The 14,410-nt window shown below is 41.9% G+C and carries 18 protein-coding genes; 12 read left to right on the forward strand and 6 right to left on the reverse strand.

Annotated elements, in window-relative coordinates; all coding sequences use genetic code 11:
- Positions 1 to 183 precede the first annotated feature (183 nt).
- Complete coding sequence (locus AC503W_RS04585; protein WP_403079792.1) at positions 184 to 2,160, forward strand: transglycosylase domain-containing protein; 1,977 nt, start codon at positions 184 to 186, stop codon at positions 2,158 to 2,160.
- Positions 2,161 to 2,327: 167 nt separating this feature from the next.
- On the opposite strand, the gene AC503W_RS04590 is transcribed toward AC503W_RS04585, so the two are convergent.
- Positions 2,328 to 2,633, reverse strand: a complete 306-nt coding sequence (locus AC503W_RS04590) for a hypothetical protein (protein WP_402867639.1) — start codon at positions 2,631 to 2,633, stop codon at positions 2,328 to 2,330.
- 176 nt (positions 2,634 to 2,809) lie between these two features.
- Between AC503W_RS04590 and iadA the strand changes: the two genes are divergently transcribed.
- The 3 genes from iadA (at position 2,810) to AC503W_RS04605 (ending at position 5,968) form a co-directional block, all read left to right on the forward strand.
- Entirely contained in the window at positions 2,810 to 3,985 is a 1,176-nt protein-coding gene (gene iadA, locus AC503W_RS04595; protein WP_494916233.1) for a beta-aspartyl-peptidase, read from the forward strand.
- A 58-nt stretch (positions 3,986 to 4,043) separates the two neighbouring features.
- The gene (locus AC503W_RS04600; protein ID WP_494916235.1) at positions 4,044 to 5,330 is read left to right on the forward strand and encodes an MFS transporter; all 1,287 of its coding nucleotides are present in this window, start codon (positions 4,044 to 4,046) and stop codon (positions 5,328 to 5,330) included.
- Positions 5,331 to 5,470: 140 nt separating this feature from the next.
- The gene (locus tag AC503W_RS04605; RefSeq protein WP_494916237.1) at positions 5,471 to 5,968 is read left to right on the forward strand and encodes a kinase; all 498 of its coding nucleotides are present in this window, start codon (positions 5,471 to 5,473) and stop codon (positions 5,966 to 5,968) included.
- 149 nt (positions 5,969 to 6,117) lie between these two features.
- Here AC503W_RS04605 and AC503W_RS04610 read toward each other — a convergent pair whose 3' ends face one another.
- Positions 6,118 to 6,516 (reverse strand): carboxymuconolactone decarboxylase family protein, encoded by a 399-nt coding sequence (locus AC503W_RS04610; RefSeq protein ID WP_494916238.1) that lies wholly within the window; start codon positions 6,514 to 6,516, stop codon positions 6,118 to 6,120.
- A gap of 118 nt (positions 6,517 to 6,634) precedes the next feature.
- Here AC503W_RS04610 and AC503W_RS04615 point away from each other — a divergent pair, with 118 nt between their 5' ends.
- The 7 genes from AC503W_RS04615 (at position 6,635) to AC503W_RS04645 (ending at position 10,285) form a co-directional block, all read left to right on the forward strand.
- Positions 6,635 to 7,063 (forward strand): Lrp/AsnC family transcriptional regulator, encoded by a 429-nt coding sequence (locus AC503W_RS04615; RefSeq protein WP_402955571.1) that lies wholly within the window; start codon positions 6,635 to 6,637, stop codon positions 7,061 to 7,063.
- 88 nt (positions 7,064 to 7,151) lie between these two features.
- A complete protein-coding gene (gene sigY, locus AC503W_RS04620) occupies positions 7,152 to 7,718 on the forward strand; it encodes an RNA polymerase sigma factor SigY (protein ID WP_402867644.1) in 567 nt (188 codons plus the stop codon).
- Positions 7,672 to 8,019 (forward strand): YxlC family protein, encoded by a 348-nt coding sequence (locus AC503W_RS04625; RefSeq protein WP_407407175.1) that lies wholly within the window; start codon positions 7,672 to 7,674, stop codon positions 8,017 to 8,019. Before sigY ends, AC503W_RS04625 begins: the two co-directional genes overlap by 47 nt.
- The gene (locus AC503W_RS04630) at positions 8,012 to 8,230 is read left to right on the forward strand and encodes a sigma-Y antisigma factor component (protein ID WP_402955581.1); all 219 of its coding nucleotides are present in this window, start codon (positions 8,012 to 8,014) and stop codon (positions 8,228 to 8,230) included. The genes AC503W_RS04625 and AC503W_RS04630 overlap by 8 nt, the downstream gene beginning before the upstream one ends.
- Positions 8,211 to 8,525: a YbjQ family protein gene (locus tag AC503W_RS04635; protein WP_402867647.1), complete on the forward strand. Its 315-nt coding sequence runs from the start codon at positions 8,211 to 8,213 to the stop codon at positions 8,523 to 8,525. The genes AC503W_RS04630 and AC503W_RS04635 overlap by 20 nt, the downstream gene beginning before the upstream one ends.
- Positions 8,526 to 8,627: 102 nt before the next feature.
- The gene (locus tag AC503W_RS04640) at positions 8,628 to 9,170 is read left to right on the forward strand and encodes a glutathione peroxidase (protein WP_402955584.1); all 543 of its coding nucleotides are present in this window, start codon (positions 8,628 to 8,630) and stop codon (positions 9,168 to 9,170) included.
- Positions 9,171 to 9,355: 185 nt separating this feature from the next.
- A complete protein-coding gene (locus tag AC503W_RS04645) occupies positions 9,356 to 10,285 on the forward strand; it encodes a catalase family peroxidase (RefSeq protein ID WP_407407178.1) in 930 nt (309 codons plus the stop codon).
- 79 nt (positions 10,286 to 10,364) lie between these two features.
- On the opposite strand, the gene AC503W_RS04650 is transcribed toward AC503W_RS04645, so the two are convergent.
- The 4 genes from AC503W_RS04650 to AC503W_RS04665 all read right to left on the reverse strand — a co-directional run bounded on the left by AC503W_RS04650 (position 10,365) and on the right by AC503W_RS04665 (position 13,687).
- Positions 10,365 to 12,035, reverse strand: a complete 1,671-nt coding sequence (locus tag AC503W_RS04650; RefSeq protein WP_402955590.1) for an ABC1 kinase family protein — start codon at positions 12,033 to 12,035, stop codon at positions 10,365 to 10,367.
- Positions 12,036 to 12,050: 15 nt separating this feature from the next.
- Positions 12,051 to 12,353: a phasin family protein gene (locus AC503W_RS04655; protein WP_494916246.1), complete on the reverse strand. Its 303-nt coding sequence runs from the start codon at positions 12,351 to 12,353 to the stop codon at positions 12,051 to 12,053.
- Between the two features lie 242 nt (positions 12,354 to 12,595).
- Positions 12,596 to 12,826: a protein YuzH gene (locus tag AC503W_RS04660; protein WP_494916249.1), complete on the reverse strand. Its 231-nt coding sequence runs from the start codon at positions 12,824 to 12,826 to the stop codon at positions 12,596 to 12,598.
- A 69-nt stretch (positions 12,827 to 12,895) separates the two neighbouring features.
- Positions 12,896 to 13,687 carry a TIGR00266 family protein gene (locus AC503W_RS04665; protein ID WP_402867653.1) on the reverse strand — a complete coding sequence of 264 codons (792 nt, stop codon included), beginning with the start codon at positions 13,685 to 13,687 and terminating at the stop codon, positions 12,896 to 12,898.
- Positions 13,688 to 13,938: 251 nt separating this feature from the next.
- Here AC503W_RS04665 and AC503W_RS04670 point away from each other — a divergent pair, with 251 nt between their 5' ends.
- A complete protein-coding gene (locus tag AC503W_RS04670) occupies positions 13,939 to 14,403 on the forward strand; it encodes a CBS domain-containing protein (RefSeq protein ID WP_402955599.1) in 465 nt (154 codons plus the stop codon).
- Positions 14,404 to 14,410: the final 7 nt, after the last annotated feature.

Below are 14,410 nucleotides of genomic sequence, written 5' to 3' on the forward strand. Positions count from 1 at the left end.
ATGGAAAAAGAAAAGACTAGGCATGAAAGGGAGAAATATTGTAGGCACTTTGTATGGAAAAGGATAAGGGGAAAAATGTTGTGGAATTTGTTTTCCCTTTTAGCCATTGCAAGAGTTTTCTTTCATAAAAAGGGCAAAATATTTTTAATGGAGCATGTCGCATCTGGGAAAATGGGGGTACAAATGAGAGCGTTATTGAAAATAGGTCTTATAATTATATCAATCATTGTCGTAGTGGGAGCCGGTTTGTTCATATATTTTAAACAAACTGTGGATATAAGCAATCTCCAGGATCAACTTCAGCAACCGACCAAGATTTATGACGAGGATGGGAACTTAGCCAGTACCGTCACGGCTAATAAATCGGAAGGCGTCGCGATAGAGGAGATCCCGGAACATCTCATTCAAGCGGTCGTATCCATTGAGGATCACCGTTTTTATGAACATCATGGCATAGATTATCAAGCGATCATGCGTGCGATGGTGAAAAATGTCAAGGCGAAAAGCGTTGTTGAAGGTGGGAGCACACTTACCCAACAACTTGTAAAAATCACCATGCTTGAATCAGATCGGACCTTGAAAAGAAAGATAGAAGAGTTTTTCATCGCTCAAGAATTGGAACGTACGTATACAAAGGATGAAATTTTGGAAATGTATGTGAATCAAGTTTATTTTGGACATGGAGCATGGGGACTCAAAAAGGCAGCGAACATATATTTTTCAAAAGATGTTTCTGAGTTAACCGTCGCCGAAGGGGCTTTGCTTGCTGGGGTCATTAACTTGCCTTCCAAGCTTGATCCGTACAAAAATCCAGAAGGGGCGGTTAAACGACGGGATTTGGTACTGTCTAGAATGACCGAACACGGATATTTGACCGAAGAGGAAGCGGCTTCTGCCAAAAAGGATGAAGTATCACTACAGTTAGGTGAAGATACAGATCCTTTAAAAGGGAAGTATCCTTATTATATAGACCATGTCCTATCTGAAGCCTCCACCATGTATGGATTGGAGCTCCAGCAATTACTCACTAGGGGCTATAAAATATATACCACATTAGATCAACCGATGCAGCAGGCTGCCGAATCAGTCTATAGTCAGGATGCCAATTTCCCTTCTGGGACAAGCAATGACATATTGGTGCAAAGTGGGACGGTCCTTCTTCATCCTAAAACAGGCGGCATTAAGGCACTTGTTGGGGGGAGGGGCGAGCATCAATTCATGGGATATAATCGGGCGACGCAACTGAAAAGATCTCCTGGTTCGTCGATTAAACCGCTCGCTGTTTATACACCGGCAATTGAAGAAGGATATGAAATGACCGACTCTTTAAAAGACGAGAAGATGGAGTTCGGGAATTATGAACCATCGAATTTGAGCGGCACTTATAAAGGGGAGGTCCCAATGTATGAAGCCGTGATGAATTCCTTGAATGTACCAACCGTTTGGCTCCTGAATGAAATTGGAATCGACAAGGGGCTGGATGCGCTCAAACGGTTTGGGATTCCTTATGACAAAAAAAATGACCGAAATCTATCGATAGCCTTAGGCGGGATGGATAAAGGGGTGTCCCCACTCCAAATGGCAGGAGCTTATGCGGCGTTTGCAAATGAAGGAAAGCGAAACGAAGCGCATGCCATTATAAAAATAGAAGACACGGATGGGAAAGAAATAGCAGCCTGGAAGGAAAAGAAGACAAAGGTGGCTTCGAAGGATGTCGTCGATAAGATGAATGCGATGCTTCTTGGGACAGTTAACTATGGAACGGCTAAAAATGCCGCGGTCTCTGGCTATGAAATCGCAGGAAAGACAGGATCCACACAGGTCCCGATCGAAGGCATATCAGGTGTGAAGGATCAATGGTTCGTGGGATACACCCCTTCTTTAGTAGGAGCTGTATGGGCTGGCTACGATAAAACGGATAAAGAACATTATTTAACCACTAACAGCAGCCAGGGAAGTACACTCATCTTTCAAAAAATCATGGCTCAGGCCTTACAGAACGAAACGGCTGAATCATTTCATGCAGAAGACATCGGACCATTGATAGCAGAACAGCAGGAAAAGGAAGAAGAAGAGGAAAGGAAGCAATATTGGATTGATAAGGGGAATGAAATCAAGGAGGGGCTTGGTAAGTGGAAAACATGGGATTTTCCTTGGTGATGATATATTCCCAGTAAATGAAAAAAAGCTGTCATTATTGACAGCTTTTTTTCCCTCATTAAAAGATGAAATTTACAACTAAACCGATAACGACGATAGCCCCGATAATCATTAAAATGGTTCTCATATCTATACACCTCATTTATATGTAATTTTTTTTTCGTATATTAAATCCCAACGGTTTGGTTGGAGTGAAATCCTATTTTTTCATCATTTTCTTTACAAATGGCCTGAACCTTTTCCAGCATTGCATGTACATTTTGTCCTTCTAGGATCACTTTCATATCCACACACTCTTGTAGAATGAGAACGAATGATACAAATGTTGAAAGTTTTGTGGCATCGACCATTTTATGATTGCAGATAAAGTAGATGTTTCCTTTGAATTCTTTTGTCACTTGGTATAAGTTCATGATTTGACGCATGGATAATCGTGTATTTGTTTTAATATCAGCAGAAATTACTTTGTTCATGGTTGTTTACTCCTTTAATTTTTATATAATTAAATGTTTGTGCCGTAATACTTATAAGATAGAAAAACTAAGTTAAGTTCTTTTGAATTCATGTAATTGGGTTATGGTGTATATTTACCCGCGTATATCGTTTTGAAACCTATTAGAATATTTAAACTTGGAGGGAGTTTGGCCCTATGCTGACACTGATAAAGAATGGTGAGGTTTATACGCCGGAATACATAGGTAAGAAAGACGTTTTGTTGGTCGGAAAACAAATTGGCTTCATCGAGGATAAAATCGACGTCCCTGCCAATTTCGTTGAAATGCAAGTGATTGACGCGAACGGTCGAATCATTGTACCAGGTTTTATCGATGCACATGTTCATATCATCGGTGGCGGCGGTGAAGGGGGATTCAAAACAAGAACGCCAGAAATTCAGTTGACCGACGCGACGCTAGCCGGTATCACGACATTAGTCGGGGTCATTGGCACGGATGGAACGACAAGGACGATGCCGGACTTGCTTGCTAAAGCGAGGGCCCTAGAAGAAGAAGGGATTAGTTGCTTCGTTCAAACAGGTTCGTACCAAGTCCCGGTGAAGACCCTAATGGACAAGATTGAAGATGATTTAATCTTAGTGGATAAAATCATTGGAGTTGGTGAAATTGCCATTGCCGATCACCGTTCTTCACAGCCAACCGTGGCAGAGCTTGCAAAACTTGCGTCGCAGGCCAGGAATGGAGGACTTTTGTCCGGGAAAGCCGGTATCGTTAATATACATGTCGGGGATAGCCTGGATCATGTACAGGTAATCGAGGAAGTCGTCAGGACGACGGAAATACCGATTACACAGTTCTACCCTACACATATGAACCGGAACCCGCATTTGTTTGAGGCCGGGATACAATTTGCCAAAAAAGGCGGGTACATCGATTTCACGACAAGTACCATTCAAAAATTCCTGGATGAAGGGGAAGTAAAAGCAAGCACGGCAATAAGGAGAGCCCTCGACGAAGGTGTTGATATCCGCAACATCACGCTTACATCAGATGGACAGGCTAGCCTTCCGGCATTTGATGGCAACGGAAATATATCCGGACTGAGTATGGGGACCTGCATGTCGCTGTATGAATCGGTTGTCGATGCGATTATCGATGATGGAGTTTCGATAGAGGATTCCATCCGTGTGGTCACGGAAAATCCCGCGAATATTTTGAAGCTAACTAATAAAGGACGGGTGGAAACGGAAAGGGACGCAGATATACTGATTTTGAAAAAAGAGACCTTTGAAATAGATACCGTCATCGCAATGGGTCAGATTATGGTCAGTGAGGGCAAAGCGATGGTGAAGGGCACATTTGAAAAATAATTCATTGATTTCTCTTTCTTGAATTGGAATTTTTGGGTAAAATTAACCAGAAAGTCGGATGAAGGGGGATAGAAAGATAAAACTTTTTAACAATCGAAATTATACGAAATTATTTTTAGCGAACGTAACATCACAAATGGGCGGGACCATCGGCATGACTGCATTTATGTTTTATTTACTGGACCGCTTCACCAATCAGCCGATTTATGCGACGGTTACGGAATTAATGTATTCTTTGCCTACCCTTGCTGTTTTCTTACTGGTGGGGGTTTTTGCTGATAGATTGGACAGGCAAAAGATTGCTTTGTATTGTGATTGGATTTGCGCAGGGTTGTCTGTTTTATTCTTACTTTCGTTAGAGCTAGATGCTCTCATGGTATCGTTTGCCGTCATTTTTCTGAGAAGTGCCGTCAGGAATTTCTTTGTGCCAGCGGAGTCAGCGTTGATTCAAGGCATTTTGCCTAAAGAGGATTATACGATGGCGGCTGGTTTAAATCAGATGGTATCGAGTCTGTTCATGCTTTTCGGAAACGGAATCGGCATTTTTATCTATTGGTCAGTCGGCATCGAGGGAGCCATTATCTTCGATGTGAGCGGATTTATAATCAGTGGTTTCTTGATCCGTTCCTGTCGGATTTCAAAAGAAGTCAGACAGCCGAATGGAGTTTACAATTTGAAGGAACTGAGTGTAACAGGCGTTTGGGCAGATTTTAAAATTGGCTGGCAATATATATGGCAGTATAAGCTATTGTTCACGTTAATCAGCGGTTTTCTAGTATTTGGGATTGTGAATGGTGGATTTTCCGTGATGCAGGTTTTTATCTTGAAGTACAAACTTGAACCTGTTGATTATGAAAAGTATGCCGTCATCTTTGGTGTCATTTTCGGGACTGGAGTATTGCTGGGAAGCATCTTAGCTTCGGTACTGGCCAAAAAAATGAAGCTTCATCATATGATGGTCGTAGGCTTGCTGATATCGGGAGTGGGCACGGTGGCCAGTGGCCTTGTCGAAACAACCCTGCAATATATGATTGGGTTAGCTATCGTGGCTCTATCGCTTCCCATACTTAATGTGTCCCTTGGCGGGTGGCTGCCAAGCCTCGTTGCTCCCAAAATGATGGGGAGGGTCCAAGGATGGATCAACCCCTTGGTGATGTTATCGCAATCAATCACGTTATTCTTGATAGCCGTTGGATTCCCCACCTACATAGCAGTAGAAACGTTATATTGGGTAGTGGGAGGGTGTCTGATCTTCGTAGGCTTTCTATATATGGCCATCATACCGAAGTTCATCCATGAAAAGGCGCCAGAAGCTACTGTGATGATGAAGGATCAAGCGAAGTAATTAAGCAAGTAAGGAATGGAACAAGGAACTTCTTGTTCCATTTACCTTTTCTAAACGGTACAGGTTCAACTTCAATCCGAGAAAATGTCTTGCTAACTATCGGGGTTTATATAAAGAGCGCAAGGTTATGGGGGGAGACCATGAAATCGAAGCTAATCATCATACGAGGGAACTCTGGCAGTGGAAAAACAACGATAGCAAAGAGCCTTCAAAATCAGTTAGGAATAGGTACCCTATTGGTTTCTCAGGATACTGTTCGCCGGGACATGTTGAATGTTCGTGATAGAGAAGGCAACCTTTCAATTGATTTGATCCGTCAAATTACGGAATACGGAAAAGGAAAATGTGAATATGTCATTTTGGAAGGAATCTTACATAAAGATCTTTATGGTGATATGCTACATCACTTAATACGGTTCTATAACGGAAAGGTTTTAATTTGTTATTTTGATTTATCCTTTGAAGAAACCGTCAAACGTCACAACTCTCGTTCAAAAAAGATGGTGTTTGGAGAAGAGTCTTTACTTGCTTGGTGGAAGCCGAATGATTATCTAGGTATCAAAAATGAAATGATATGGACTAACGAAATGTCACAAAGTGATGTATGGACTCTGGTTATGGATCATGTAGAAGATTAATTGATGTAAAACGAGAATGAATATAAAAGCAGAGTGAATTCACTCTGCTTTTATATATGTATAGCGAAACGGTGTGTACCTTCTTACACTATATTCAACGCATGTACGAATCAACTGCAAATCCCAGAAATTGTGACTGAATGCAGACGTTATTTTAATCCCATCATGGCCCCGAAGTATTGTTGTGCAGTGGAAAAACAAATGAAGGCTATTAATTCTGATATTTCTTCGTCGCTGAATACTTCCTTTAATACTACAAAAAAACGTTCTTCTGTTTTCTCGCGTTGCAATAAAAATACCTCTGCAAAGGCGATTGCGTAGCTTTCTTTTATATCGGCCGGTGCCATTGGAATGCCTTTGGCCTGACAGTACGCACAGCCATTTCCATAGGCTAGAATTCTTCTGACATTTTCCTTCAATTGCTTTGTAAGCACTCCATCAGCAGAAATGGTTTCTGAGAGGTCATTCCAATTATGCGCAATTCCTTCGTTATGAAACAATTGCTGAAATGGACTTGTTCCAAATTGTGAACTTTTAATTCTTGGCATCGATATCTCCCCTTTGAGATAATCATAATCTAGAAGAAATGAAAAATTAATCGCATATGAAAAGTGATAGGAACAAAAAAATACTAGATGAATGGAAAATAAGGAGAATAGTATTCATATGAAATTAGACGATAAAGACCGCAGCATTTTAGCCGTACTGAAGAATGATAGCAGGGTTTCCATGAGAGAATTGGCAAAGAAAGTGGAGATGTCAGCACCCGCCGTTACAGAACGTGTCCGGCAAATGGAGTCTTTTGGTATCATCAAGGGTTATGGAGCCGAGATTGATTATAAAAAAATGGGCTTTCCGATAGAATGCATGATTGAAGCGACGGTGAAAAATGGGGAATATGACCGATTCAGAAAGTTTATCTTGGGTCAAGAAAATGTGGAATTTTGCTATCGAATCGCAGGAAAGGCTTGTTTCATGCTCAAAATTCGCTGTGAAAGCCTTCAAAGAGTGGAAGAATTCATTAATCTCGCCATTCCTTTTGCATCGACGGTGACGCATGTAATTCTTTCTGAAGTAGAGAGACTTTCTGAATGAAAAATTTTTTTACAAGTCAGTGAACGAATTCATTTCCTTAACCGTCATATAAGTAACAAGCTAAGGATCAGGGAGCAGGTGATGATAGATGGAAGAACGGGAGCTGATTAAAGCGGCGAAAAAGGGGGATGATCAGGCGTTAGCCTCACTATTTCAAAACACGTATCCTTTTCTGCTAAAATACTTGCTTAAATTGACTTATGATTTACAAACTTCAGAAGATGTAGCTCAGGAAACCTTTTCTAAGGCCATCGAGAATCTTTCAAGGTACAAAGGGACTTCCAAGTTTTCCACATGGCTGATTTCCATTGCGACTCGGGTTTACTTGGATCAGAAGCGGAAGGAGAAGCGAGAAGAGTCCTGGTTAAGACAAGAACAATCGGTCAGAAAGCTCAAATGGGAGACGCAGGCCAACAATCAAGCATGGGATGATGTAATGGAAGCATTGGGGAATGTAGAGGATGATCTGCGAATTCCAATCATCTTGAAGCATTATTACGGATTTTCTTACGAAGAGATTGCGAAAATCATCAAGATACCAGAAGGTACCGTGAAGTCACGTGTCCATATTGGATTAAAGAAGATTAGAAAGGAGTTGGTCAGTAACGATGAAAAAGAACCATCCGGTTTATCAAAACCACTCAGACAAGAGTGATCAAGAGACGGTTAGTCAAATCAAGAAAAGCTTGGAGGAATTTGACGATACGATTTCCATCGATGTCCCACAAGTATCTTTTTTTGAGCAAACCATTAAACGAAAGCGTCAAAAATCCAGAAGGGAATGGCGGAAAGAAGTGCTTATGTTTCTAGTGACGGCTGCTCTCATTCTCTGCTTCTTGTTTCTATCTTTATTTCATCAACCTGAAGTATTTCTCACATTACAAGTGTTGAGCGTGATTTTCATCGGCATATATACGTTTTATGTAAAAAGGAAGGTGGAAAGCAGTCATGGATAGAATGCAGATGTATGTATTGATTATGTGTGGGCTTATCTTGTTGGCCCAAAGCATATATTTATTCACCGATGCAAAGAAGAATGGTTTCAATCATTGGTTATGGGGCATTCTTGGTTTGATTCAAGCACCGGTTCCGCTAATTTTTTATTTAATCGTAAAAAAAATAAGAAAACGGGAAGAGGATGAGCTCAATGATTATCGTGACTACTAATGAAGTGCCAGGTAAAGAAATAAAGGAACTGAAGGGACTCGTTAAAGGGAACTCGGTCCAATCAAAGCATATCGGGAAAGATATTATGGCGGGTTTGCGGACCATTGTCGGTGGGGAAATTTCCGAGTATACGGAAATGATGAAGGAAGCTAGGCAAAAGGCCATTGGCAGAATGGTGGATGAGGCGAAGGAAAAAGGAGCGAATGCCATCGTTGCGATGCGCCTTGAAACATCCGCTATCATGCAGAACGCTTGTGAAATCATTGCCTATGGAACTGCCGTATATGTTGAATGAAGGTATTTATAAGTAATTAGTCATGGGCATTTAAGCTTATTTCTTTTGTTCCTTCTATTCCTATCGTATAATTCTAGATAGAAATATAAGGGGGAATGAAGAGTGGGGATTTATGAATTTTCTGCAGAGCGAATCAATGGACAGGAAGTTTCTTTAGAGAAGTATAAAGGTGAGGTCCTTATCGTCGTCAATACGGCAAGTAAATGTGGGTTTACCCCGCAATACGAGGATTTACAAAAGCTTTATGACCGATATAAAGATAAAGGATTGAACATTCTTGGCTTTCCTTGTAACCAGTTTGGAGAACAGGAACCAGGTCAAAACCAAGAAGTGGAAACATTTTGTCAGTTGAATTACGGCGTGAATTTCCCACTATTCAGTAAAGTGGATGTCAGGGGAAGCCAGGCACATCCATTATTTCACTATTTAACAATGAATGCGCCATTTACGGGACTTGTCGATAAGCCAGGCGGAAGAATGCTGCATGCAAAATTGCAAGCGGAGCATCCAGAGTTTTTGATAGATGATTCAATTAAGTGGAACTTCACGAAGTTCCTTATCGACCGCGAAGGGAATGTCGTGAAGCGTTTTGAATCGGTAGAAGCCCCATTTGATATGGAACAGGATATTGAAGCCCTTTTATAAAACCCTTATGGAAAAACGGCAGCGCTTGGATTCTTTCAGGCGTTTTTGTCGTTTTCACGTTAAAAATATCTGCATATGGAAATAAAGAGAAGGACGATGTGTTATCCTGCGTTTTATATGGAATAGACAATCGAGATTGAGGGTACTGGTAAAAGATAACTTTAGCGGAAAGAAGGGTGATGAACGTGGAAAATGAAAAGGCAAAACCCGAATTAGCTAATCAGGCGGTGGATGCCATTGAAAAAGTCGTGGGTACGTTTCCGGGTAATCGTCGAGCTCATGCGAGGGGGAATTACTATGAGGGCGTGTTTACCCCAAATGGTCAAGCCGCATTGTTAACTGACGCACCACATCTTCAGAATCAGGCAGTTAAGGCCACCATCCGATTCTCCAATAGTTCCCCGAACCCCAATCATACGGATGCCCATTCTCCCGTAAAAGGGATGGCTGTCAAGTTCCATTTGCCTGATGGGGAGGAAACAGATCTTATTGCTGTGACGATTCCTTTGTTCTTCGCGAAAAAACCAGAAGCGTTTGTTGAGATTCTTGAGTTTGTCAAATCGGCCAAAGATGGTTTCCCGAATTTGAAAGAACTCGCAACGATTGCGATGAAATACCCTGAAAGCAAAGCGGGTCTACAGATGATTAAAGAAATGCGTTCCCCTGCCAGTTATACAATGGCACGATACTTTTCCATACACGCCTATTATTTCGTGAATGAAAATGGGAAGCGCCAGGCCATCAAATATCAGTGGGAGCCGGATGCCGGGTTAAGTATGCTGGAAAAGGATGAATTGGCCAAGCTTCCACCAGATTTCTTGACTGAAGACATGGAAGAAAGGCTGAAACGAGGACCAGCCAGCTTTAATTTAAACATTCAAATCGGTAAGGAAAATGCCCCGACTGATGATCCTACCGTCGTATGGCCGGAAGATAGTCAAATCATTACGGTTGGGAAGTTATCCATCACAGGTAAATTGGACTCGCAGAATGAGGCAATCCGGTTCGATCCAACGAATGTGACGGATGGGATTGAGTGTTCGGAAGATCCCATCTTGAATTTCCGTCATAGCGCCTATGCCGTATCATATGACAGACGCACACATAACCAGTGAGTGGGCAGGCGAATTTGTGAATGTCCATGAAAAAAAGAGAAAATGCCAAGAAGGGATTTTCTCTTTTTTCATGATGAAACTACATTCTCCCCGATCTAAAGATGGTATAGATCATCAATAAGAACATGAGGGTTGCGACGACAAACCCGATTTCGATGGCCGGTATATTCCAAAGGATGTTTGCTTGGCCGGCAATGGCAGAGCCGACGATTAGACCGACCATGATGATGCTAAAGGCCAACAGGATTATACTGAAAGACAGCCGATTCGAGATTTGATCAAGTTTATGTAAGAAAACCTGGAGTTCGGGGATGTTGATGTCCAACCGTAACTTTCCTTTTTTGATGATATCTGAAACGTCCCTTATATCCTTAGGAAGCTCGGAAATTGCTTCTGCGGATTCAATAAATTGATTCCATGTTTTCTTTGCAAGGTTCTTAGGATGGAAACGCTCTTTCAATAGCCTTTCACCAAAAGGTTCTGCGGCTTTCATGATACTGAAGTTCGGGTCCAATTCTTCGACGATGGCTTCCATGGTGAGCAAAGCCTTGCCAAGCATCGTGAATTCGGGTGGAATCATGACCTTGTGTTCATTGGCCACGGAAAACAGATCATTGACTGCACCACCCAAGCTTATCTGGCTCAAGGGGATGTCATAATATTTATTCCGCAATTCATCAATATCATATCGTAACGAAGACATATCCGTTTCGTCCGTGAGAAGTCCCATATTGGAAAGGGTATTGATCAATCCAGTGGTGCTTCCTCGCTTTAGATTTATGACAAGGGAAGCAAACTGATACTTCATCTCTTCCTCAAGACGGCCGACCATACCGAAATCCATCAGAGACACTACATTCCCAGGTAAGATGACGATATTCCCTGGATGAGGGTCACCGTGATAAAAACCATCAATCAAAATCTGCTGAAGAATGGAATTGGCTAATCTATCCGCGATTATCCTGCGATCATATCCTTCTTCATCAAGCTGTTTGTAATGATTGATCTTTATGCCTTTGATGAAGTCCATCGTCAGGACCTTTTTGGTTGAGTAATCCCAGTGGATCTTCGGTATCTTGATACCTTGATTGTCGATGAATTGCTTGGCTATCCTTTCTCCGTTCCGCCCTTCTGAATTATAATCGAGTTCAGCTCGTAGAGACTTAGCGAACTCATCAATCATTTTTCTGATTTGATATCGCCTTGCCCAAGGTATCCGGGCTTCCATAAGCCTGGTCAAATCATCGAGGATTTCCAAATCCGTTTCCACGTTTGGCAAAATGTCGGGTCGTTGGACCTTGATGGCGACCACTTCCTGTGAGTGAAGCCGAGCAACGTGGACCTGACCGATTGAAGCGGTCGCAAGAGGGGTTTCTTGAAATTCAAGAAAAAGGCTTTCCAAGGAATCCCCCAATTCAGCTTCAACAATCTGGCGTGCTTTTTCAAAAGGGAAAGGTGTGACCTGATCCTGGAGCTTCTCTAGCTCGCGGACAATTTCTTCCGGTACAATGTCACGTCTGGTACTGGCAATCTGACCAAGCTTGATGAAAGTCGGGCCTAAACTTTGTAATATCTTATGTAGCCGTTCCCCGATCGACCGCAGGTTCAGGTTTTCTTCGGGTGCGACTTTCGATGTGGATTTTCCATCAGATAATCCCAATCGATAGATGAAATAACCCATGCCGTTTTTTAAAAAGGCATTCGTGATTTCCTGATACCGATGTGCATGTTTCAATCGCTTGCCAAACATTCATTTTCCTCCAGATCAAGGTTGTATGGATTGGTTTTTTTGTTCTAAAGCAGCTATCCGGCGCTCTAATGCCTGAACTTCTTCTCTTGTGGCCAAATTGAGGCCATTCAAAGCCTGGTTGACTTTCACTTTGACTGAATCATCGATTTGCTTTTGGGCCTGTTCTCCTTTTTCTACCCACTGTTTAATAAGGTCCTTTGATTCTTCTTTACTGATATCGCCTTTTTTTACCAGGGTATCCACCGTTTTCTCAATCTGCTCTTTCGTTGCTGCAGCAGCACCTATGCCTAAGGAAAATATGTGTTTTATTAAGTCCATGTTTACATTCCTCCAATATAAAGTTTTTTACACCTTAATCTCCAAGAGTAAACCATGCTTTTCTTCTATCATACATGAATCATGAACACTACTAAAATATTATGGGTCAGAGTATTCGAAATGATGGGAAGAATGTGTCTACAAGGTGAAAGGTGAACATGCACTAAAGATTTGTTAGAAACCGACTTGATACGGAGAACCATTCAATATGAAAGCCACTGACAAGATAAGTAGAATGAATGTCATTTTTTACGGTAGAGGTATTGCCATTCGGTTCCGAGCTCCCGGTTAAGCAGTCGTTCCATTTGTTCGAGTTCGTTTCTGCCAACAGGCTCATCGGCAGGTGTCCACTGAATGGTGTAAACAAAATAGTACTCTCTTATTTTTCTGAAGATGACGGGGGAGTTGGGGTATTGGTCAAAAATCGCTTTGATATTGTATCGTCTCATGTAGGACCATTTAACAAGCTGCATGTCGATTCCACCCTTTTCTGCTAGATGATATCTGTGGCCGAAAAGCCTGCCGGCCACAGACTGCATCAATTATTTATCGTTGAATAAGCCGAACAAGCCTTTTGCTATGCTTCCTTCATCGGATGACCCGCCATTTTGTGGCATCGCAGCAAACACACGGCTGGCCAGGCGGCTGAACGGAAGGGATTGAATCCAGACGGTTCCAGGACCCTTCAATGTCGCAAAGAAAAGACCTTCTCCGCCGAATAGCGCAGTTTTTACACCTTTGACGAATTCGATGTTATAATCCACCCCGCTGGTCATGGCGACTAGACAGCCGGTATCCACACGGAGTACCTCACCTGGGGCCAATTCCTTTTGGTGGATCGTACCCCCTGCATGGACAAAAGTCATTCCGTCTCCTTCGAGTTTTTGCATGATGAACCCTTCACCACCGAAAAAGCCTGTCCCAATTTTCCTCTGAAATTCGATTCCAACCGATACACCTTTCGCTGCCGCTAAAAAAGCATCTTTTTGACAAATGATTTTTCCGCCGAGCTCACTCAAGTCCATAGGGATGATCTTACCTGGATAAGGGGAGGCGAAAGAAACATGCCTTTTTTCATGACTTTCATTGGTAAAGGTGGTCATGAATAAGCTCTCGCCTGTAAGCAGCCTTTTACCGGCACCAAAAAGTTTTCCCATCATCCCTCCATCACTGCTAGATGACCCATCGCCAAAGATCGTTTCCATTTTGATTTGATCTTCCATCATCATTAAACTGCCTGCTTCGGCAATCACCGTTTCTTTGGGATCCAATTCGACCTCGACAAACTGCATGTCATCCCCGTGTAATTTGTAATCTATTTCATGATTATTCATTGTTTATCCTCCATTCTTATCTTATTTTCATTGTAAAAGAAATTCATCCAATCTTCCAATATTATTCAATGATTTGTTTTACGGAAAAAGAGGGGGCTGATTATCCAATAAGAGGGTGGGGCAGATGAAAGTAGAAAAATTGACAAAGAATGCACAAGTACCAATGTTTTTTAATGGTATGATTAAATGGAAAGTAAGTGAAAATATAGATATTGGAAATGGAAAATCAACTTAATAAAAGGGGTGGTTGGATGTTAGTCAAGGATTATATGATCAAAGAGGTATATGTGGCTCGCCCGAATTTTACATTAAAGGAAATCATGGGGCTCTTTATAGAAAATAAGGTTGGTGGGGTTCCTGTGGTCGATGATCAGGATAAGCTTCTAGGGATGGTATCGGATGGAGATATTTTACGTTACCTGGCACCCGCGGAAGAATCCGTCAAGGGATATTACACGTACATCACGATTTTGCCTGGCGAAAACCTGGACGAAAAGGTCGCCTCTAAAATGAATGATAAAGTCTCGCAAATTATTAAGAATAAGAAAATCACGAAGTTATCCCCGGAAGATCCATTGTCTGATTTGATAAAGGTTATATCTAAACACCACTTCAAGAAAATCCCGGTGGTGGATGAACATAATAAGGTTGTCGGGATAATTAGCAGGGGAGATGCGCTACGGGCCCTTTATAAAGAGTTCGTCCAAAAGCTATAGTATTAAG

The organism is Peribacillus suis (genome assembly GCF_059384845.1).